Source organism: Paenibacillus sp. FSL A5-0031 (genome assembly GCF_001956295.1).
Classification (GTDB): Bacteria; Bacillota; Bacilli; order Paenibacillales; family Paenibacillaceae; genus Pristimantibacillus.
In genome coordinates this window covers 279,289-299,715 of record NZ_MRTD01000010.1, presented here as the reverse complement: position 1 = coordinate 299,715, position 20,427 = coordinate 279,289, and the positions used below count along the sequence as shown (strand labels likewise).

Here is a 20,427-nt window from a genome sequence, read left to right as displayed (position 1 = left end):
CCACTATATAGTGGAGCTTGAGGTCCTTTTTCTCGATGAAAGTAAGTTCTAAGTAGTGCTCAAAAAATCGCAAAATGACTTTTGAGACAGCCCTTTTTTTAGTTATATAAGAACTAAACTATTCAACTTTCGCATTGGTTTCGACTGCTGGAGAGCGTAGCCAGCAAATACAGGATAGCACAAGCCGACTACGAACAAATAGGGCTGCGCAAGGAACTTTCAATTCTTTTTTTAGTGAATGGAGAGATAATCGCATCAAGTTACCAAAAATGGTCATCGGTCTACCCTATTTATGCCGGATGGCAGCTTTTACAATGGTGGTACGCAGTAAGCAATAGCGTTGCCTGTCAACAAAGCGAGGCCATAACAGAGCATGGAGGGAGTTGCAAAATGAAGCTGTCACTTAGCATGTGGAGCATGCACAGAACCGTGAGAGAAAACGGATGGAAGGTGCTGGATTTTCTATCCTTTTGCAAGGATGAAGGGATTGAGGATGTCGAGCTGTTGAATGTGTTCTGGAAGGACGTTCTGGAGGAACTGCCAAGCGTGCTTGCATTTGTGAGAGATAATGGCATCAAGGTGTCCAGTTACGCGGTAGCCAATGATTTCGTCAAGGCAACCGAGGAGGAACGAGCAGGGGCGCTGAAGGAGATTACGGATGCCTACCCTGTTGCGAAGGTACTCGGAACAAACGTCATCCGCGTGTTCTCCGGCAACCTCAGCGACATTGCAACCTACGAAGAAGCGCTGGAGTGGATAGTGGATGGACTGAAAGAAGCTGCTGCGGTCGCTGAGAAGGAAGGCTTGGTTCTCTGTTTGGAAAACCACGGAAAGTTAGCGGGAAGCGGCGAGCAGGTCAAAACGATCATCGATCGGGTTGGTTCTCCAGCTCTGCGATCCACGTTTGACACAGGCAATTTCCTGCTCGTAGACGAGCATCCGACAGCTGCGCTTGAGACGCTGCTCCCTTATGTTTCGCATGTTCATTTCAAGGATTTTGAAATGCGTGAAGACGGGCGCTATAAGTCTCTCGGAGGCAAAGCTTTTGAAGGAATCAACCTAGGAGACGGCGATGTTGAATTGGAGAAAATCGTGAACAAGCTGGTGGAGAATGGATACCGCGGAGCGTTTGTTCTTGAATATGAAGGTGTAGGCAGCGAGGCGGAAGGCATTCGGCGCAGCTATGACTATTTTGCAACCATTATTTAACCCCAAAGGAGATAAGCGCATGGAACGAGAAGCAATAGCCGACATCGTAGTTGTAGGAGGAAGCACGGGAGGAGTTGCGGCGGCGCTGGCAGCGGCGAAGTCGGGCAAAACCGTTATCATGACCGAGGAGACGGATTGGATCGGCGGTCAATTAACGAGTCAGGCGGTTCCGCCTGACGAGCATCCCTGGATCGAGTCCTTCGGCTGCACCCGGAGCTATCGACGCTTTCGCGAGGATATCCGCGCTTATTACCGGGATGCTTTTCCACTCACGACAGCGGCGCGGGAGAACGAGCAGCTAAATCCAGGTGGCGGTACGGTCAGCCGTTTATGTCATGAGCCACGCGCCGCGCTTGCCGTTTTGGAGCGTCAGCTTGCTCCTTATGTACATAGTGGGCAGCTGACGATATTGCGCCGCCATGTTCCAGTAAACGCCCATTGCGATGGCGATGCCATCGTCTCGGTGACGGTTAAAAGCTTGGACAGCGGAAATACCGTGCTGCTGAAGGCTCCATATTTTCTCGACGCTACGGAATGTGGCGACCTGCTTCCGCTGGCCGGCGTTGAATACGTTACAGGTGCGGAAGCACGTGAAGAAACCGGGGAGCCTCATGCTGTAGAAGGAGAGGCGCTGCCGCAAGATATGCAGGGCTTTACTTATTGCTTCGCCATCGATTATCTGGAAGGCGAGGATCATACGATTCCAAAGCCAGAGCTCTATGATTTCTGGAAGGAATACAAGGCGGATTTCTGGCCGGATCGCCTGCTAAGCTGGACCGGCGTCAAGCCGGCAACGATGCAGCCGGTTCAGTACGGTCTGTTCCCTGGCGAAGGCGCTTTTTCGCTGTTCAAATATCGTCAAATCGCTGAGAAGGAGCACTACGCTCAAGGTACCTACAACAGTTCTATTTCGCTGGTCAACTGGCCGCAGAACGATTATTGGCTGGGCTCTATTATCGATGTGAAGCCGGAAGATAGGGAGCGTCACTTAAGCGAGGCGAAGCAGCTCAGCCTGTCGCTGCTTTATTGGATGCAGACAGAGGCTCCTCGCCCGGATGGGGGAAAAGGTTACCCTGGGCTCAGGCTTCGTCCCGATGTGGTGGGGACAGAGGATGGGCTTGCCATGTATCCGTACGTTCGGGAGTCGCGCCGAATCAAGGCGGAGTTTACGATTCTGGAGCAGCATGTTGCAACGGAAAGCCGTCCTGACGGCCGTGCGGAATATTTCTCGGATTCAGTGGGCATCGGCTGTTACCGCATTGATCTGCATCCCAGCACGGAAAATCAGCCCTATATTGATATATCGTCGCTGCCATTCCAGATTCCTTTGGGCAGTCTCATCCCGGTAAGAGTGAACAATCTGCTTGCTGCTTGTAAAAATATCGGAACTACTCATATTACAAACGGCTGCTACCGGCTTCATCCGGTGGAATGGAATATTGGCGAGGCAGCGGGCTATTGTGCCAGCTTCTGCTTGGATCGCGGCTTAACGCCAAGCGATGTCCGCTCTTCGGAGACAGAGCTTGCCGCTTACCAGAGGTTTCTGGCTGCAGAGGGCATCGAGTTGGCATGGCCTTCGCTGCGCGCAGTTTAAACTAAATTAACTAATGAGGTGAAAATCGCAATGAGCAATCCTATTCGAATTGGCGTAATCGGAGCTGGTTCCATATCAGAAATGCACTTTGGCTCCTACAGCAAAAACGTGGATGCCGTGCTGGTCGCTGTCTGCGACTTGAAGGAAGAACGGGCAAAGGCAAAGGCGGAGAAATATGACATTCCTAACGTTTACACCGATTACAACGAGCTATTGGCGAACCCCGATATTGATGCGGTCAGCATCTGTACTTGGAACAACACCCATGCGGAGATCAGTATCGCCGCTCTGAAGGCAGGCAAGCATGTGCTTTGCGAGAAGCCGCTCAGCAAAACGGTGGAAGAGGCACTGGCGGTTGAAGCAGCTGTTAAGGAATCCGGCAAGACGCTGCAGGTAGGATTTGTCCGCCGCTATGCCTCCAATACGCGGATTGTAAAAGCATTTTTGGACAATGGTGAAATCGGTCCGATTTATTACGCCAAAGCTTCATGCATACGCAAGCTGGGCAACCCTGGCGGCTGGTTCGCTGATGTGGAGCGCTCCGGCGGCGGTCCGCTGATCGATATCGGCGTTCACGTCATCGATCTATGCTGGTATTTGATGGGCAAGCCCAAAGTTAAATCTATTAGCGGCAATACCTACAACCGTTTAGGCAACCGCTCCAATGTGAAAAACTTGAAGTTCTACAAAGCTGCCGATTATGATGCAGCACTGAACACGGTTGAGGACATGGCCAATGCGCTGGTACGCTTTGAGAACGGGGCGTCGCTGCTGGTTGATGTCAGCTTTACGCTGCATGCGAAGCAGGACGAGCTGACGGTAAAGCTCTATGGCGAGAAAGGCGGCGTCGAGCTGGAGCCGGAGCTGACTTTAATTACAGAGAAGTATGACACGATTCTGAACGCCACGCCGCAAATTGACAATCTCTCATTCGAATTTGTGCAGGGCTTCCAAGACGAAATAAACTACTTTGTTGAAGTTTGCCAAGGGAAGAAAAACACGATCAGTCCAGTGCAGGACGGCGTTGAAATCATGAAAATACTTTGCGGCGTGTACGAGTCGGCGACTCTAGGCAAGGAAATCCATTTCGACTAGGGGAGGCGTGGAATCGGCATGTCTGTAAATATCAGAAATCCCATAGGCGTCATTGTAGACAGCTTTGGCGTCGGCGTTAAGGAAGGGCTGAAGAAGGCGAAGGAGGTTGGTGCGGAGGGGGTGCAAATCTATGCCGTTTCAGGCGAGATGGACCCTGCTAATCTGAACGCTGCCGCCCGCAGGGAGCTAAAGGCTTATATCGATTCATTAGGGCTGGAAATCAGCGCGTTATGCGGTGACCTAGGTGGCCATGGCTTCCAGGATAAATCCGTTAACGTGGAAAAGGTGGAGAAATCAAAGCGGATTCTCGATTTGGCGCTGGACCTCGGCACGACCATTGTAACGACTCACATCGGAATCGTGCCGGAGGACCGAGATGGAGAGGTGTTCGCTGTTATGCAGGAGGCTTGCCGCGAGCTGAATGAATATGCCAGCAGCATGAAGGCCTATTTCGCTATCGAGACCGGACCGGAGACGGCGGCCCATCTGAAGGGTTTTTTGGATACGCTAGGTGGCAGAGGGGTATCTGTCAACTTTGACCCTGCCAATATGGTGATGGTGACGGGGGATGATCCAGCGGAAGGGGTTCGCCTGCTTAAGGATTACGTCGTGCACACCCATGTCAAGGACGGCATACGTCGCAAGGTGGTAGATCCTCGCATGGTATACGGTGCGCTTGGCTATGAGCCGATGGATCATGCCAAAATTGCGGAGATGGTGAGCACGGGACAATTTTTCCGCGAGCTGCCGCTCGGCGAAGGGAATGTTGATTTCGACAGATACTTTACGGCGTTAAAGGAGATTGGATATAATGGCTATCTGACGATTGAACGCGAAGTTGGGGACCAGCCGGAGACCGATATACGCAAAGCGGTTCAATTTATTAAGAGCTACCGCTAGGCCCAGTTATTGAATCTAAGAATTAAGCGGGCGCTTGTTGGAAGTACATTGGAAATAACAGATTTATTCACATTTGCTGGATTGGACGTAAAGCGGTTGCTGGAGCGGCTATTGGAATAGGATGGGCTCAACAGCCTGCAAAGTTCGAATAGCCGTAAGGGCAGCCGCTTCTATTTATTCTAAAATATAGGAAAGTATATTCAATAGCGATATCCGCATTACTTTGTTATTTATGCAACCGCTTTAATTGATGTTCGATTTTGTGACGTGAAATGAAGGTGTGACTAATGTGTTATGCCTTTCCACTCTCGTTAGTTGTATTTCATGTTATTATAGTTAACATATTTTAGGTAGATAACAGTCAGTAGGTGGGAAGGAGGCTGCTTTTGCTGGTTATGCACCGAAGTCTAGCGCTTGCTTGAAGGAGAAGTTGAATAGGGAGTAATGCCGGATGCATTCCGGAAGAGATGGAGGGGGAGCTATGGAGCGCAAAAGGTTCAACTGTCGTATGATTGTTCGGATAATAGCGTTGTTAATGGTAGCTGCGACGGTGCCAAGCTGCAGCGAGTGGGAGAAATTGGGCGAGCCGCTGCCCACATCGCAGAGCCGCGTCGCGATTTCGATGGTCATTAACGATTTGGGCATGACATTCCCGGATGGTTCAGACGAAAACGATAATCCTTATATAAACTATATAAAGGAACGTACAGGACTGGATTTGCGGGTTAATATTCCCCCTCAGGAAGTTTACGAAGAGAAACTGAACGTCATTATGGCTTCCGGAAATCTCCCAGATCTCATTCACACCTTTAACCCAGTTTGGTTTGATGAATATGTCAAAAAAGGGGCTTTTACGCCGCTTGACGACTATATCAACGAATATGGACAAGACCTGAAGAAGTTTATTCCTGAAGAGGCGTGGGATCGAATGCGCTACGACGGAAAAATTTACGGCATTCCAAGTTTAACAGACGTGCAGGGCATCGAGTTGATGTATGTGCGGAAGGATTGGCTTGATGTTTTAGGGAAGCAGCCGCCTAGGACGCTGGAAGAATATTATGAAGTTATGCGTGCCTTTGCTAAGGAAGACCCTGACCGGAACGGGCTTAATGATACGATGGGCCTTATTTTGCTCGAGGACATGGGGCGGACTGCGCCGTTTTTTGGCGCTTTTGGTGTTCAATTGAACTCTTGGGTGGCGCGCGATGGAAAGCTGGTTAATGGCAGTACGCTGCCGGAGACCAAGCAAGCGCTCGCTTTCCTGGCAAAGCTTTACCGGGAAGGGCTGATCGATCCGGAATTCCCGCTTAACCGCAACAATGCCTTTATCGAAAAAATCGAGAACGGGAAGGTCGGCATGTTCTCCGCGACTTGGTATGATACGCGCGGACCCATCGCGGCAAGCAAAAAGAAAGATCCCAAGGCGGAATGGATTCCGCTGGAGTATCCCGTTGGACCGGAGGGGCACAGCGGCGTATATAACAAGGATTTAATCCGCGGTTACAACGTGGTGCCAGTTGGTAAGAAACATCCCGAAGAAGTGGTAAAGCTGCTTAATTTCATCGTGGGAGAGGGCAGGGAGACGTTGAAGCTTGGTTTTGAAGGTGAGATTTGGTCGATGGAAAACGGGAAAATGGTCACCGATTTTGAAGAGCATGACAAGCATTTGTACAGGGGCATCTACCAGTCGCTCGTCGATGTCATTGATCCTGTCATGGCTAAGGCTAGATTAGATTCGCTGGGCGACTTTCACTTATACGATAATTTGCAAATGATTGAACAAAATTTAATTAAAAACGAATTTTTCGGAATTCCCACACCGGCGATGAGCAAGTATGCCGGACATTTAGAGGAGCTTGAGAGCATTTTTACACAAATCGTGATGGGTATTGTTTCGCTGGATAAGTTCGACAGCTTTGTGGAGGAGTGGTACCGCGAGGGTGGCGCAGAGGTTACAGCGGAAGTTAATCAATGGTACGAAGCCCGCTTGAGCGCCGGAGGGGGGAGATAAGTATGAGAAATCCCGTCAAATGGTTTCGGGATCGCTTTTCCCGCAAAATCCAGTTTCGGCTAACCTGCTATTTTATGTTGATATTGCTGCCGCTCGTCTTGGTAAGCCTATTTGCCGTTGATCGCTCCCGCAGCATTCTGCATGACCAAGCGGTGGAGCGCTCCAGTACGGTACTGAATTCAGCTATGGACTATATTGATCTGACTTTGCAAAATGTGGAGGAGATTTCGACGCTGATTGCAACAGACCCTGTGTTTATTAAGCTGCTTGCAGATAACGGAGCGGAATTGTCGCCGCTCTCCATCGTCGATTTTTCGATGCTGCTGAAGCAGCTGTCGAATGTAAACTCTATTAATCATATCGTATCGCAAATATCCTTGTATCATCAGCCCTCCCATATGATGATTTCGACGAATTATGGAGGGAGAAGGCTGAGCAGCCCTGAGCAGCAGCAATGGCTTGAGAATACGGCCATTACTAGCGGGACGGAAATCACTTATCTGCTGGCGGAGGAGCCGATTGCGGGCAACGCGACCTTCGGCAGCTTAATTAATACCGATAGCGTATCGCTGCTGCGAACCATGGATTTGTACAACAACAATCGCCGAGCGGATGTAGTCATTATTACAGTGGACAAAAGCAAGCTGATCAATCTGATGAAATCGCTGCTCCCATCGCCTTCGGCTACCATTTATTTGCACAGCGATACCGGCAAATTGATTGCAGGGACAGGCAAGCTCGACGGCGCAGAGCATACGCTTGCGGAGGGCGGGGGCATGCCTGGCCTTCCCCGTACGACGGATGCGGAGATGACGGTGTCTATCGATTCGGAGTATTCCAAATGGCGGCTGACGCTGATTCAACCCAAAAAAGAGCTGTACGCCAAAACAGATCAGCTTCGATTGTATACGTTAGCTATTATTTTCGTCAGCGTCCTTCTGGCGCTGGGCATATCCTGGCTCGTTTATATCGGTATCGCTTCTCCGGTAGATAAGCTGTTCAAGGGCATGAAGCGTCTGGGTACGGGAAATATGAATGTGCATCTGGAGAATACGCGGCACGACGAGCTGGGTTATTTGACGGAAGCGTTTAATCGGATGGTGGTAGACCAGAAGCGGCTAATTGAAGATCATTACGAGCAGCAGCTGAGGCTGGCCAAGACGGAGCTTCAATTTTTGCAAACCCAGATTAACCCTCATTTTTTGTATAATACGCTGGATTCAATTAACTGGACAGCTAAAAATTACGAGGCGGATGAAATTAGCGAGATGGTGCTGAATTTGTCGCGATTTTTCCGGCTAAGCCTGAACAAGGGCAAGGATGTATTTACGATTGACGAAAGCTTGTCGCATCTGCATTATTACATTCGCATTCAGCAAATTCGTTATTTGGACAGCTTTGAGGTGGAATACGACATTCACGAGGATTGCCGCCCCATCCCGATTCTGAAGCTGCTGCTGCAGCCGCTTGTGGAGAATGCTATCCTGCATGGGATGGAAGGGAAAACGGAAGGCGGAAAACTTGTTATCTCGGGCCGAATAAAAGATGGAGAGGCCGTTCAGGTCACCGTTAGCGACAATGGTTCAGGGATGAGTTCGCAGCGGCTAGCCTACATTCAAGAAGAAATGAAGCGGCTGGGGCGGCGCGAAGCGAATCTGTTTTCGCTGGAGGACGAGGAGACGGGCGACCTGTTCGGCCTTCGCAATGTAATGACCCGCATTAAGCTTTATTACGGCAAAGAAGCTGAGTTGATCGTCGAAAGCGCGCAAGGACATGGAACCTCGGTCACCATTTCGCTGCCGCTGGATCAATGCAAGGAAAGTTTTCGTGCTGTAACTCACCATACTCTGGAAAAAGGGGAGCGATCCGCATGAATTTAATGATCGTTGAGGATGAACTGCGGCTTAGGTTGGGACTCGCTAATAATATTCCATGGGAGGAGCATGGCATTGAGGTCGTCGGACTGGCTGCCAGCGGGGTAGAAGCGCTGGCGTTGATCGAGCGGAAGCGACCCGATATCATGCTGATTGATGTCCAGATGCCGGAGATGGATGGGCTGACACTGGTGAGGAAGCTGAGGGAATATCCAGACAACGGCGTACAGCTGAAACTGATTATATTAAGCGGACATGACAACTTTGGCTTCGCTCAGGATGCTATCGCTTTAGGGGTTTTCCAGTATTTGCTGAAGCCCGCGGCTGAAGAGGAAATATTGGGCGCCGTACTGGAAGCGGCAAAGCAGCTGCGAGACGAGATGGAGCAGTGGCGCGAGCAGGCAGAGCTGAAGGTGAAGTGGCGTGAGCATCTTCCCCATTTGCAAAGCAGTTTTATTCGGCAATGGGCAGCAGGCGACTACGACGATAGCGAGGTGCTGCGAAGAGGTGCGGAATATCAGATTGAGCTTGAGGAGTCTGACCGGATCGCAGTTGCGGTGGTGGATATTGACCCGCTTCCGCAAGGGGATGGCTGCTTTCGCGCGGAGGATGCTCCAATGTGGCGTTTCTCTTTGCAATGTCTGGCGAGAGAAATGCTGCCCGCTTCCTGTTGGGTGTGCCCTGATCATCAGGGGTACACGCTCCTTGTTTTTGTGCTGCGGCGCGAGGAGGAGCCGGGTGACAGCGCCTTGCGTGTACAGGCCTCGGTCGTTCAATTGTTATCGCGCACCCGGGAGACGCTTGGGCTGACAGCGAGCGCAGGCATTTGCGCTGCGGCCGGAGGGATTGGCAGCATGAGCGCGCTGTATGCCGAAGCTTGCCGTGCCTTGCAGGAGCGTATTGTATACGGCTGCGACATCGCCATTCCTTACCGCGAGATTGGCCGTAAGGAACAGGGGGTTCAGGTACAGCAAGGGCTGGAGAAAGCGCTGGAGATCGCATTGGAAACCGCTGACGAGGCCAAGGCGCTGGAGGCGCTGCAAGGATTGTGGGACAAAAGCCTAGAGTCCGTGGAGACGGCGGAAGAAGTCCATGAGGCTGTTCTTTATTTGAGCAGCCTGTATATTCGTATGATTCAGAAGCAGGGCTGGCGAATTGGCTGCGTGGCAGGAGAGGATATGATTTATTTCGAGAACATCAGGCTGCTAGCGACGAAGGAGCAGATTCGGGCCTGGCTGGTCCGCTTGACTGGCCGCATCTGCGATTACCTGCAGCAGCAGCGGAAAACGACGAGCAATGGAGTGGTACGCTCCATTCTGTCTATCGTCAATCAGGAAATCGATCAGGATATTACGCTGCATACGGTCGCAGATCGCCTTTTTATCAATTCATCTTACTTAAGCCGGCTGTTTAAGCAGGAGACAGGAGTACCGTTTTCGGCCTATGTGCTGGAGCGCAAGATGGAACGGGCCAAATCCGTTCTGCAGAATGGGGGCAAAGTGTACGATGCCGCTCGTCTCGTGGGCTACCGGGATGTGAGCTATTTCACCAAGGTGTTCCGTAAATATTGGGGCGTCAACCCAGGTGGAGTTAAAGCGTGACAGCTGCGCCTAATTATGCTGGCGTGCAATAACCAAAAAATTAAAAAGACAAAACCGCTTTCAGTTATAGAAAGCGGTTTTGTCTTTTTTTATGCCGATTACGTTCCTTTGTGAGGAAATCAAACATCAAAGTACCAGAAATAGTAATGGCATTACTCTACCAACCCTGAGCGCTGGATACTACAATTTTAGGTAGAAAGCATCAAATCGAGGGGGAATACGATGAAAAGCGCAACGGCACCACTGGATAAGCCCCAGGCTAAAAGCAATTATGTCAAACGGCTTGCTGCCGATGTCAAACGGGATTGGGATTTATATGCACTTCTTGTCCCTGGAATTTTGTTTCTTTTGCTCTTCAAATATGCCCCGATGTATGGCATTACAATCGCCTTTAAGGATTTCAATATCTTTGATGGCTATGACGCTAGCCCGTGGGTGGGATGGAAGCATTTTGCCAAACTGTTCAACTCTCCCGATTTTCTGCATGTTTTTCAAAACACCGTTATTATCAGTTTTCTGAAGATCGGTATCTTGTTCCCGCTGCCGATTCTCATTGCCCTGCTGTTGAATGAGATCAGGCGGATGTTGTTCAAGCGTGCGATTCAGACCGTTATCTATTTGCCGCATTTTCTGTCATGGGTTATCGTAAGCGGTCTATTTATTGACATGCTGTCCAGCAACGGCGGTTTGGTCAACAAGGTAATGGGTATGATCAGCATGGAGCCGATCTCGTTTTTCCTAGACAACAGCGTGTTCCGAGGTGTTCTGATTACTTCAGCGGGCTGGAAGGAGACTGGGTGGAGTACCATCGTGTATCTTGCAGCATTCGCCACAATTGATCCCGGCTTGTACGAAGCAGCCAAGATTGACGGAGCGGGTCGGATGAAGCAGCTGTGGCACATTACGCTGCCTGGCATCGCGCCCATTATACTGCTGATGTTTATTCTAAGGCTGGGCAGCATTCTGGAGGCTGGCACAGAGCAAATTCTCGTCATGTACAATCCCACGGTATACAAGGTCTCTGATGTCATCGGCACCTACGTATACCGAATGGGCCTCGGCAATCAGGATTACAGCTTCACGACTGCTGTTGGCGTATTTGAATCCGTTATTGCCTTCACGCTCGTCTTGGCGGGCAACGCGCTTAGCCGCAAATACCTGCAACGCGGGATTTGGTAACTGAAAGGGGAGATTGCTGTGACCGTGAAAACATCATTTTCAGAGAAGCTGTTCAATTTCTGCAACTATTTATTTTTCATACTGGTAGGTCTGACGACGCTGCTGCCCTTCGTTAACCTGATCGCCAAATCGTTCAGCAGCGAAGCGGCGGTCATCTCCGGCAAGGTTAATTTGCTGCCTGTTGGCTTTCAGACTGGGACATACATGTATGTGCTCAAGGATTCCATGTTTCTTAACTCTTTAAAAAATTCGATTCTTTTGGCCATTGTGGGGACGGCGTTAGGATTATTCCTCACGACCATTACGGCGTATCCATTATCTCGCGTTCAGCTTCGAGGCAGAAAATGGTTTCTGCTGATGTTTATTTTCACAATGCTGTTCAGCGGCGGCCTGATTCCTACCTACCTGCTCATGCAGAATCTTGGACTGGTCAATCAGTTTCCTGTTCTATTCCTGCCGGCGGCCATCAACGTGTTCAACATGCTGATTATCAAAAATTACTTTGAAGGGCTGCCGGACGGGCTGGAGGAGTCCGCCAAGCTGGACGGAGCAAGCAACATCCGAATTTTATTCTCCATTGTTTTGCCGCTGTCGCTTCCTGTGCTGGCAACCATTGCTCTATTTTTCGCGGTGGCGTTCTGGAACGACTATTTTACATCGATGATCTACATTACCAATCAGGATTTCAAACCACTGCAGCTGTATCTGAAGGAACTGTTGGTTTCCTCCAGCAGCGAGTTTTTGAAGGATAACGTGGACGCGGCGCTGAACATAACGCCACAATCCATTCAGGCAGCTTCAATATTGCTGGCTACGCTGCCGATCCTGATGGTTTATCCGTTCTTGCAAAAATATTTTGTCAAAGGTGTGCTGGTAGGTTCGGTTAAGGGTTAAACCTATCGGCCATGAAAGGCGGTGATGCTGTCAGCTTGTCATGATAGCGAGCAATGGAAGGGTAATGAAGTTTGACTTTAAAACACATATTCGGGAGGGTACTCTATGAAAAAAGGTTCTTGGTTGGCCATAGTCCTTGTATTTGCTCTTGCTCTTGCCGCATGCGGCAACAATTCCACTCCGGCTCCGGGCAGCGGCTCAGGGGGAGATGGCGAAGGCAATCCTAACCTCACGATGCTGATGCAGTACAGCCTGTTCGATCCGAACGCAGACCCGGTTGCTAAAAACATAGAAGATGCGACCGGCTACAAGGTTACCTATGAAATGCTTCCGGCGGAAAGTGCCGACGAGAAGCTGAACTTGATGGTTGCGAACAAGCAAAACTTCGATATCATGAAGCTGGGTTCTGCTCAGTTCTACAAGCTGGCAACAGCGGGCGCGCTGGAGCCGCTGAATGATCTGATCGAAAGCCATGGCCCTAACATCAAAGCGGCGATTAAGGAAGATTCATGGGAAAGCGTTACGATCGACGGCAAAATCTATGCTATACCGGAGACTGGCTCTGGCATTAGCGTAGGCGAGGAGCTCGTTGTCCGTCAGGATTGGATGGAAGAACTGAGCTTGAAAAACCCGACAACGCCGGATGAGCTGTATGAGGTGTTGAAAGCGATCAAGAAAGCCAAAAATATTGTACCGTTAACGGGTTCAAAGGATTCCATCTATGGAGATATTGCAGCAGCATTCGGCGTGCTGAACGACTGGAACGATGTGGATGGCAAGCTTCTGCATAAAGCAGAGCTTCCGCAGATGAAGGAATTTTTGGCTTATATGAACAAGCTGTACAGCGAAGGGCTGCTGGATTCGGAAATGCCAATCAATACGAGTGCGAAAGCGATTGAGAAGTTTTCCAGCGGCAATGCCGCAATGATCAAGCTGGCTTGGTGGAGTGCTTCTAGCGCAGAAGCCGCTCTTGTCAAAAACTTCCCTGAAGCCAAAATCGGCATTATTCCTTACTTAGTTGGCAAGGATGGCAAATCATCGATTGGCGTTAACCTGGCAACTACTTGGTTTATAGCGATACCGAAAGTTTCCAAGCAAAAGGAGCATGCGATCAAGCTGCTCGATACCAAGCTGAAGAAGGATATCTTCATAAAGCTCGCCATTGGCGAGGAAGGCGTTCATCACGAAGTGAAGGATGGCAAATATTATCCCATTCTGCCTAAATTCAATGATGACTTAACCAATGCAAGCTCCTACATGACCGGGGTTAATGAATATGATTATCCAGCTTACTGGCAGGCGCGCGTTCGGAAGGACCCTGTGCTGCAAAGCTACTATGAGGCGTTTCAGGAAAACGCGGCGAAAGGCAATATTGTCGTTGATCCGATGTCGATTGCGCCGCCGATCGATGCGGTATCCAAAAACAAGCAAAAGCTGACGAAGCTGCTCGACGACACGGTGCTAATGTATATCGCAGGTGCGCAATCTAGAGACAGCTACGATACCTTCCTGACGCAATGGATGGCCGAAGGCGGCGCAGAATCCGTCAAGGAAGCGAACGAGTGGTATCAAACCATTTCAAAATAAAGGCTTGCCTATAGACGTAGGCTTGATGGCAAAGGGGCAGCTGCGAATCGCAGGTGCCTCTTTGTCGCCCAGGCGAAATGCCCGGCATAATTGACTGAGGGGGAACAGAAATGAACGAATCATTTAAGCCGACTAAAGGCAGTGAGGTTGATATGCTTGCTATCGATGCCCAAGTGGAAGCTGCGCCGGAGGATATTACAATTACATTAGAAGGGCAGCGGCATGCTATAACAGCAGTCAACACCATTCCGGTGGCCGAAGAGTGGCTTGTCTTGTTTACAAGCACATGGGGGGAATCGGTTACTGTTCCTGAGAATGGCGTTGCGGTGCAGGTGGGGGCAGGCGGCTTGGTTTTGCGTGTCGTTAATGAAGCGCCTGTCGGCTTTGCCCCGGCCTGGTCGGGTCCAACGATACTAAACATCCCTGAGGATGGTTACGTACTTGTTGCCCTTGATCCTTTGTATGCTCCGGAAAACAGCCGCTTCTTTTTGTCTACCTGCTTTAGAAAAGGAGATCGGATCAAGCTGCGCAAGGACGGTGCGGTGACTGATCATCACGGGCTGGCAGGCGCTGCTGATCATGAAATCAGCCTTTATTTGAACCATCCATCCGTTTATTCGGAAACGCAGACTGTAACCACGGTTAGCGGTATTGTGAGCGGCGGCAATGCGGGCGAGTTTCCGGTGCTAACGGTTAATGGTGAAGCTGCTGTGGTAGACGAGCATGGTGCTTTTGCCCATACGCTGAAACTGGCGCTTGGCGTAAACTTTGTTGATGTGGAGATCAAAACGTGGAACGAAACATCAGTTGCTCGAAGCTTAGCTATTTTTTCTAAGAGCCGTGCTGAGAGCAAGCAGAGGACAATCCTTTGGATAGATCAGAGAGCCAACAGTGGGAAGCTGCAGTCTGCGGACGCGGTAAGAAAACTGCTGGAGCGTGCAAAACATGCAGGCGTTACGGATATTGCGCTTGACGTTAAAGGGGTGGAGGGTTACGTTTCTTACTTCAAAAATCCGCTGACGAGCCGTCCCCACATGAGTGAATTGGTAAACGCTGGGCAGAGTATTCCTTATCCAAAGCTGGATTTGCTGCAGATTTTTATAGAAGAGGGGCATCATCTTGGTCTAGCTATTCATGCATCCATGAATGTATTTGCAGAAGGCTCCATTGTACGTGGTCAATATGCGATTCTAAATGAGCATCCTGAATGGGAGGAAATGGTTTACAAGCATCAGGATAAAGGTGTGATCAAGCGGCAGCGAGACAGCTCGGCTCCGGGCTTGGTTGCGTTTGCCAACCCGCTGCATGAGAAGGTGCGCGAGCATCAATTGGCTGCTTTCCGGGAAGTGATTGCCGGCTATCAGGTGGACGGCATTATTTTGGACCGGGGCAGATACGACAATGAAACGGCGGACTTCAGTCCTTTGACACGAAGCCGCTTTGAGGCTTATTTGGCGGAAAGGGGCAAGCGGCTTCATCGTTGGCCTGAGGATATATTCGATTACGAAGGCAATACGAGAATAGATGGTCCGTTGATTTTGGACTGGTGGGCTTTCCGTGCAGGCGTCATTACCACTTTTGTTGCGGAGGTCAAGGAGATAGTGGACGGTCATAATCGACAGACGGGAAGCGATGTTTTGTTATCTGCCTACGTGGGGTCTTGGTTTGATACCTATTATGTCAACGGTGCAAACTGGTCCAGCCCTGATTTTCAATATGACAGCCGCCTACTATTTCAGGAGGGCTCCGTCTATACTAAGGACTACCGAGACACTGGCTATGTCCGGCACTTGGATTTCCTCATGATTGGTACCTATCAGGATACGCTGGCCGAGGTGGAGAAATATATGGCGCTTGGCAACATTGCCACAGGTGGAGAAGTTCCGGTATATGCGGGCATTTCTCTTAATCAAATGAATAGCGTCGAGCGGCAGGGTGAGGTATTCCATTCGGCTTTCCGGTACTCAGACGGGATAATGCTGTTTGACGCCTCGCATGCCGATTGGGATATGCTTAATCAGTCTTTAAAGAGAGCGTAAAGGATAGGTGATGGTGGCGCACAGGCAGCTTCTTTAGAAACCTCCCAACATATGGTATGATGACTAGCATAATGCGAAGGAGGAACCATATGAATCTAGCGAATAAAATAACGATTGCTCGTATTTTATTAATACCTGTGTTTATTTTATTTTTCCCCATATACCCCGAGTGGTTAATCAACAAATCAGAATTTTTTCTACATATAGATACCTATGGCATTTATTATGCCGCAGCATTATTTATACTCGCTTCAGCGACAGATAAACTAGATGGACATATTGCAAGAAAATATAATCAGATTACGAATCTTGGCAAGCTGCTCGATCCGCTGGCAGACAAGCTGCTAATATCCGCCGCGTTAATATTAATGGTAGGCGAGCAGATGATTTACAGCTGGATCGCAGTTGTGATTATCGGAAGAGAGATTATTATTACGGGCATTCGAATTGTTGCCTCATCTCAAAAAATTGCCTTGCAAGCCGACCAATTCGGCAAAATTAAGATGGTCTTTCAAGTTGTTGCGATTTCAGCGGTGTTGTTAAACCATCGTCCGCTCAGCTTTTTGACAGCGATTCCTGTTGATCAAATTTTGATGTGTGTTGCCTTAGCGTTGACCATCCTATCAGGAGCTAACTACATCAAAAACAACTATCGCTTGCTGCAGTAGAAATAAGAGTAGAGTAGAACGATTAAAATACAGCGGCAGCGATGGACGAGATGAAACAGTCCAAGGCTGCCGCTGTTTTAGTAAAAGCTCGTTTTCCTTCTAAGCATTCCTATACATTTGTGACTCGGGCTTGATGCCAACGCTAACGGACATAGAATCCGCTATTCTTCATAATTTGGGCTTAATTTGAATCTAACGGACATAGGATCCGCTATTAGGTCGAAATCGTGTTAAATCATAACGATTGGAGCCTAATAGCGTACCCTATGTCCGTTACTTCTGCAAAAAGAGGAAATCGAGGCAAATAAGGCATCTGATGTCCGTTATTTCTATCATCGCCGATTTCGTTATCTTGCGATTATATTCGGTAATCAAAACATACAAAGCCCGATGAGGTATAGTAAGAATATACAGCTATTTATTTCGATTTACAGGGGGCGAGCCGTCTGCAAACGATACAAACAAAGCTTTTTGACTATGGGCAAGCAGAGATCGATTATTTGAAAAGCGTAGATGAAGCGCTTGGTGCTGCCATGTCTCGGCTCGGAAAAGTCGAACGCATCATTATGCCTGACTTATTCACTTCACTCGTTTATGCGATTGTAGGCCAGCTGATCTCAGCTAAAGCAGTACACACCATATGGGAGCGAATGCAGGTGCGGCTTGGCGAAATATCCCCTTCGAACATAGCTAATCAAACGGCAGATTATATTCAAAGCTGCGGGATAACGATGAAGAAGGCTGTTTGCATAAAAAGCATTGCGGAATCGATTGTACAAGGTGAAATCCGGCTGGAAGAGCTGAACCGCTTATCGGATGCAGAGGTAATCAAGCAGCTGATGTCCTTAAAGGGAGTTGGCAAGTGGACGGCTGAAATGCTGCTCATTCATGCGATGGAGCGCCCAGATGTCGTGAGCTGGGGAGATATTGCCATTCGCCGTGGGATGATGAAGCTGTATGGTCTTCAAGATTTAACCAAAGAACAGTTCGATACCTACCGGCTAAGGTATTCCCCCTATGGTTCAGTGGCTTCGATTTATTTGTGGACCTTGTCAATGGAGTAAGCTAAAAAGGAGCAACAACATGGAGAAAACAATAAAAGAACAGCTCATAGCATTGAAGGAAGACGATTTTCAGAAATTTACGGCTGCGCTTATTCCTACAATAAATAATGTATTAGGCGTTCGCCTGCCGAAGCTTCGCCAGCTGGCCAAGTCGATAGCAAGCGATGACTGGCGTACCTATTTAAAGGATGCGGATAGCGAGTACTTTGAGGAAGTGATGCTGCAGGGGATGGTTATTGGTTATGCTCAAGCGGATATCACAGAACGCTTAAACATTGTCGCTGAATTTGTTCCGAAGATAGACAATTGGTCAGTCTGTGACAGCTTTTGCAATGGACTGAAATTTACAACGGACAATAAGTCAGCGGTATGGGATTTCATACAGCCGTATTTGGTATCTGACAAAGAGTATGAGATACGCTTTGGCGTCGTTATGCTGCTTGGCTATTATATTGAAGAAACTTATATCGAGCGCCTCTTGCAGTTGCTTGATCAGACGAAACGAGAGACGTATTACGTCAAGATGGCGGTAGCATGGGCATTGTCGATTTGTTATATTAAGCAGCCAGAGGCTACTATGAATTATTTGAAAAGCGGTGCTAATTCTTTAGACGATTTCACCTACAACAAAGCTCTGCAAAAAATAATAGAATCATACCGCGTCGATCAAGAAACCAAAATCATAATCCGCGGTATGAAACGAAAAAAAAGCTAAGGCTCAAAGCCTTCCTGGCTTACATAAATGCGATCATCGGAAAAAACCTGCTTGAACCGCTCGTATACGACGCGATAAGCAGCCGGATGATACCATTCCTCAAGACCTAGCTGCTCATACAAAGCATTGATGCCTAGTTGTCGCGTTCGTTTTCCACTGCTTCCGTCACCCATAAAATAATCGTCTATGCAGATGCGGTCAACGAGCGGTCGCAGTATTTCGGCGAATTGCTCACTGCTTGGCAGCATGGGGGCAATCGTCGCTTGAGTCGGAACGCCCGCATCATCTAGCAATTGAAGCGTCTTTAGCCTAGCCTTAATCGGAGGGGCATTCGGTGAAAAATGTTTTCGAATGTCCTCGCGATCTGTTTCCACTGTCATACTGACGCGAACCTTCTCTCCAAGTCGCAAGAGCAGATCAATATCCCGCTGAACAAGCGGGCTTCGCGTTTGCACGAACAAAAAATCAGGAGGATCATCAACCATCACCTCGAGCAAGGAGCGAGTAATTTGTTCCTTATATTCAATCGGCTGATAGGGATCAGTGCTGGATGACATAAAAATAGTAACCGGACCTTTAGACTTTTCTCTTAAAAATTGTTTGCGAAAAACTTCAGCAGCATTTTTCTTAATATCGACCCATGTTCCCCATTCGGCGCCTCGAAATAAAGAAACAGGCATTTTCCGCACATAGCAGTAGGAACAGCCAAACGTACACCCTGTATAAGGATTTAAGGAATGGCTGTAGCCGGTAAGAAAGCCGGTTCCTTTATTCAATAAGGTTTTGGGCTGTGTATAGAAATATTCGATCGTCATATTAGTGTTTTTCCAGCTGAAGCAGCTTGGTTTTCATTTCTATGCCGCCGCGGTAGCCAGTCAGCGATCCGTTCTTTCCAATGACGCGGTGGCAGGGAATTGTAATTAAAATCGGATTGGCGCCAATCGCCGTGCCCACAGCGCGAACGGCTGCTGGCCGCTGGATTTGATGGGCGATATCGGAATAAGACTTCGTTTCCCCATAAGGTATTTCGCAAAGTGCTTTCCATACTTCCTGTTGGAAGGCTGTTCCTTGATAGTGGAAGGAAATGCTGAATTGCTTGCGGGAACCTTGAAGGTATTCAGCTATTTCAATTGTATAAGGCTGGAGCAGCTCAACATTCTCTAGTAAAGGGCTGCCTGGATAGCGGGTATTTGCCCATTGGACCAGCTCGTCTATCGGTTCATTCTGAGAGCCGATAAAACAAAGTCCTTCCGTTGTGGCTGCAATGTATAGGCTCCAAGCCTCGTGCGTGAGCAATGTCCAATAAATGGGTGGTTTACTGTGTTTGGTCATTCGAATCAGCCTCCTGTTTGTGCAATTGCCGATAGGCTGCGGGTGTGCAGCCCGTCTTCTTTTTAAACAACGTTACAAAATACGGCGTGTTGCGCATGCCGACGCTTGAACCGATCTCTGAAATGGACAAATCGGATGATGTCAGCTGCTCCTTCGCTTTATCGACTCGTAATTGCTGTATATATTCAACTGGTGTCATGTGTTTGATTTTTTTGAAGGTCCGATGCAGGTGATAGGGGCTGCCGTGACATTGATCGGCAACGACTTGTAAAGTTAAGTTGTTCATATAGTTTCTGTCGATATATTCGGCAGCCAAATGAATCCATTCATCATCAGGCAGGCGCATCCCGGTAGGCTTGCATCGTTTGCATGGGCGAAAGCGGGCAGATAAAGCTTGCTCGGCCGTAGAGTAGATAGCAATATTTTCTTTGTTGGGCGGTTTGGATTTGCAGGATGGCCTGCAAAATATACCTGTCGTTTTCACTGCGTAAAAGAAGATTCCGTCATAAGCAGCATTGTTGTTTAAGATGGCATGCCACCTTTCCTCGGTCAATGTTTCTGAGTGTTGTTTCTCCATTTTGCTCACCTCCATCATTAGTATAACCTCGAAAGTGAACGTATGTACGCATTTTAGAATGTAAAAGCAAGATAACGAAAGCGGGATG

Annotated in this window: 17 protein-coding genes; 14 read left to right on the top strand and 3 right to left on the bottom strand. The window is 48.9% G+C overall.

Annotation, left to right across the window (positions count from 1 at the left end; genetic code table 11):
* Positions 1 to 390: 390 nt before the first annotated feature.
* The 14 genes from BK120_RS19260 to BK120_RS19195 all read left to right on the top strand — a co-directional run bounded on the left by BK120_RS19260 (position 391) and on the right by BK120_RS19195 (position 18,430).
* Complete coding sequence (locus tag BK120_RS19260; RefSeq protein ID WP_076269122.1) at positions 391 to 1,209, top strand: sugar phosphate isomerase/epimerase family protein; 819 nt, start codon at positions 391 to 393, stop codon at positions 1,207 to 1,209.
* 19 nt (positions 1,210 to 1,228) lie between these two features.
* Complete coding sequence (locus BK120_RS19255) at positions 1,229 to 2,803, top strand: FAD-dependent oxidoreductase (protein WP_076269121.1); 1,575 nt, start codon at positions 1,229 to 1,231, stop codon at positions 2,801 to 2,803.
* A 30-nt stretch (positions 2,804 to 2,833) separates the two neighbouring features.
* Positions 2,834 to 3,898 carry a Gfo/Idh/MocA family protein gene (locus tag BK120_RS19250; protein ID WP_076269120.1) on the top strand — a complete coding sequence of 355 codons (1,065 nt, stop codon included), beginning with the start codon at positions 2,834 to 2,836 and terminating at the stop codon, positions 3,896 to 3,898.
* Positions 3,899 to 3,916: 18 nt separating this feature from the next.
* A complete protein-coding gene (locus BK120_RS19245) occupies positions 3,917 to 4,798 on the top strand; it encodes a sugar phosphate isomerase/epimerase family protein (RefSeq protein ID WP_076269119.1) in 882 nt (293 codons plus the stop codon).
* A 481-nt stretch (positions 4,799 to 5,279) separates the two neighbouring features.
* Positions 5,280 to 6,809, top strand: a complete 1,530-nt coding sequence (locus BK120_RS19240; RefSeq protein WP_076269118.1) for an extracellular solute-binding protein — start codon at positions 5,280 to 5,282, stop codon at positions 6,807 to 6,809.
* Between the two features lie 2 nt (positions 6,810 to 6,811).
* Positions 6,812 to 8,683 (top strand): cache domain-containing sensor histidine kinase, encoded by a 1,872-nt coding sequence (locus BK120_RS19235; protein ID WP_076269117.1) that lies wholly within the window; start codon positions 6,812 to 6,814, stop codon positions 8,681 to 8,683.
* A complete protein-coding gene (locus tag BK120_RS19230; RefSeq protein WP_076269116.1) occupies positions 8,680 to 10,284 on the top strand; it encodes a response regulator transcription factor in 1,605 nt (534 codons plus the stop codon). Before BK120_RS19235 ends, BK120_RS19230 begins: the two co-directional genes overlap by 4 nt.
* 222 nt (positions 10,285 to 10,506) lie before the next feature.
* Positions 10,507 to 11,463 carry an ABC transporter permease gene (locus tag BK120_RS19225; RefSeq protein ID WP_076269115.1) on the top strand — a complete coding sequence of 319 codons (957 nt, stop codon included), beginning with the start codon at positions 10,507 to 10,509 and terminating at the stop codon, positions 11,461 to 11,463.
* 24 nt (positions 11,464 to 11,487) lie between these two features.
* Positions 11,488 to 12,357: a carbohydrate ABC transporter permease gene (locus BK120_RS19220; RefSeq protein ID WP_372239005.1), complete on the top strand. Its 870-nt coding sequence runs from the start codon at positions 11,488 to 11,490 to the stop codon at positions 12,355 to 12,357.
* A 105-nt stretch (positions 12,358 to 12,462) separates the two neighbouring features.
* Positions 12,463 to 13,944 carry an extracellular solute-binding protein gene (locus tag BK120_RS19215; RefSeq protein ID WP_076269113.1) on the top strand — a complete coding sequence of 494 codons (1,482 nt, stop codon included), beginning with the start codon at positions 12,463 to 12,465 and terminating at the stop codon, positions 13,942 to 13,944.
* 110 nt (positions 13,945 to 14,054) lie between these two features.
* Positions 14,055 to 15,983, top strand: a complete 1,929-nt coding sequence (locus BK120_RS19210; RefSeq protein ID WP_076269112.1) for a family 10 glycosylhydrolase — start codon at positions 14,055 to 14,057, stop codon at positions 15,981 to 15,983.
* Positions 15,984 to 16,072: 89 nt separating this feature from the next.
* On the top strand, positions 16,073 to 16,651 hold the full coding sequence (gene pgsA / locus BK120_RS19205) for a CDP-diacylglycerol--glycerol-3-phosphate 3-phosphatidyltransferase (RefSeq protein ID WP_076269111.1): 579 nt from the start codon (positions 16,073 to 16,075) through the stop codon (positions 16,649 to 16,651).
* 446 nt (positions 16,652 to 17,097) lie between these two features.
* Positions 17,098 to 17,715, top strand: coding sequence for a DNA-3-methyladenine glycosylase family protein (locus BK120_RS19200; RefSeq protein ID WP_076269110.1), 618 nt, complete (start codon positions 17,098 to 17,100; stop codon positions 17,713 to 17,715).
* 19 nt (positions 17,716 to 17,734) lie between these two features.
* Positions 17,735 to 18,430: a DNA alkylation repair protein gene (locus BK120_RS19195; protein ID WP_076269109.1), complete on the top strand. Its 696-nt coding sequence runs from the start codon at positions 17,735 to 17,737 to the stop codon at positions 18,428 to 18,430.
* Here the strand turns inward: BK120_RS19195 and BK120_RS19190 are convergent.
* From BK120_RS19190 to BK120_RS19180, 3 genes are read right to left on the bottom strand one after another with little or no spacing between them, the layout of a single operon-like run.
* Positions 18,427 to 19,245, bottom strand: a complete 819-nt coding sequence (locus tag BK120_RS19190) for an SPL family radical SAM protein (protein ID WP_076269108.1) — start codon at positions 19,243 to 19,245, stop codon at positions 18,427 to 18,429. The two genes, BK120_RS19195 and BK120_RS19190, sit on opposite strands and share 4 nt — an antisense overlap.
* Before the next feature lies 1 nt (position 19,246).
* Positions 19,247 to 19,762: a methylated-DNA--[protein]-cysteine S-methyltransferase gene (locus tag BK120_RS19185; RefSeq protein WP_076269107.1), complete on the bottom strand. Its 516-nt coding sequence runs from the start codon at positions 19,760 to 19,762 to the stop codon at positions 19,247 to 19,249.
* Complete coding sequence (locus tag BK120_RS19180; RefSeq protein WP_256710949.1) at positions 19,746 to 20,339, bottom strand: bifunctional transcriptional activator/DNA repair enzyme AdaA; 594 nt, start codon at positions 20,337 to 20,339, stop codon at positions 19,746 to 19,748. Before BK120_RS19180 ends, BK120_RS19185 begins: the two co-directional genes overlap by 17 nt.
* Between the last annotated feature and the right edge of the window lie 88 nt (positions 20,340 to 20,427).

Excerpts from the sequence above, each read along its gene's own strand:
- BK120_RS19195 (WP_076269109.1), top strand. The coding sequence starts at position 17,735 with ATGGAGAAAACAATAAAAGAACAGCTCATAGCATTGAAGGAAGACGAT.
- BK120_RS19235 (WP_076269117.1), top strand. The coding sequence starts at position 6,812 with ATGAGAAATCCCGTCAAATGGTTTCGGGATCGCTTTTCCCGCAAAATC.
- BK120_RS19230 (WP_076269116.1), top strand. The coding sequence starts at position 8,680 with ATGAATTTAATGATCGTTGAGGATGAACTGCGGCTTAGGTTGGGACTC.
- BK120_RS19240 (WP_076269118.1), top strand. The coding sequence starts at position 5,280 with ATGGAGCGCAAAAGGTTCAACTGTCGTATGATTGTTCGGATAATAGCG.
- BK120_RS19255 (WP_076269121.1), top strand. The coding sequence starts at position 1,229 with ATGGAACGAGAAGCAATAGCCGACATCGTAGTTGTAGGAGGAAGCACG.
- BK120_RS19225 (WP_076269115.1), top strand. The coding sequence starts at position 10,507 with ATGAAAAGCGCAACGGCACCACTGGATAAGCCCCAGGCTAAAAGCAAT.
- BK120_RS19250 (WP_076269120.1), top strand. The coding sequence starts at position 2,834 with ATGAGCAATCCTATTCGAATTGGCGTAATCGGAGCTGGTTCCATATCA.
- pgsA (WP_076269111.1), top strand. The coding sequence starts at position 16,073 with ATGAATCTAGCGAATAAAATAACGATTGCTCGTATTTTATTAATACCT.
- BK120_RS19185 (WP_076269107.1), bottom strand. The coding sequence starts at position 19,762 with ATGACCAAACACAGTAAACCACCCATTTATTGGACATTGCTCACGCAC.
- BK120_RS19210 (WP_076269112.1), top strand. The coding sequence starts at position 14,055 with ATGAACGAATCATTTAAGCCGACTAAAGGCAGTGAGGTTGATATGCTT.
- BK120_RS19215 (WP_076269113.1), top strand. The coding sequence starts at position 12,463 with ATGAAAAAAGGTTCTTGGTTGGCCATAGTCCTTGTATTTGCTCTTGCT.
- BK120_RS19245 (WP_076269119.1), top strand. The coding sequence starts at position 3,917 with ATGTCTGTAAATATCAGAAATCCCATAGGCGTCATTGTAGACAGCTTT.
- BK120_RS19260 (WP_076269122.1), top strand. The coding sequence starts at position 391 with ATGAAGCTGTCACTTAGCATGTGGAGCATGCACAGAACCGTGAGAGAA.
- BK120_RS19190 (WP_076269108.1), bottom strand. The coding sequence starts at position 19,245 with ATGACGATCGAATATTTCTATACACAGCCCAAAACCTTATTGAATAAA.
- BK120_RS19180 (WP_256710949.1), bottom strand. The coding sequence starts at position 20,339 with ATGGAGAAACAACACTCAGAAACATTGACCGAGGAAAGGTGGCATGCC.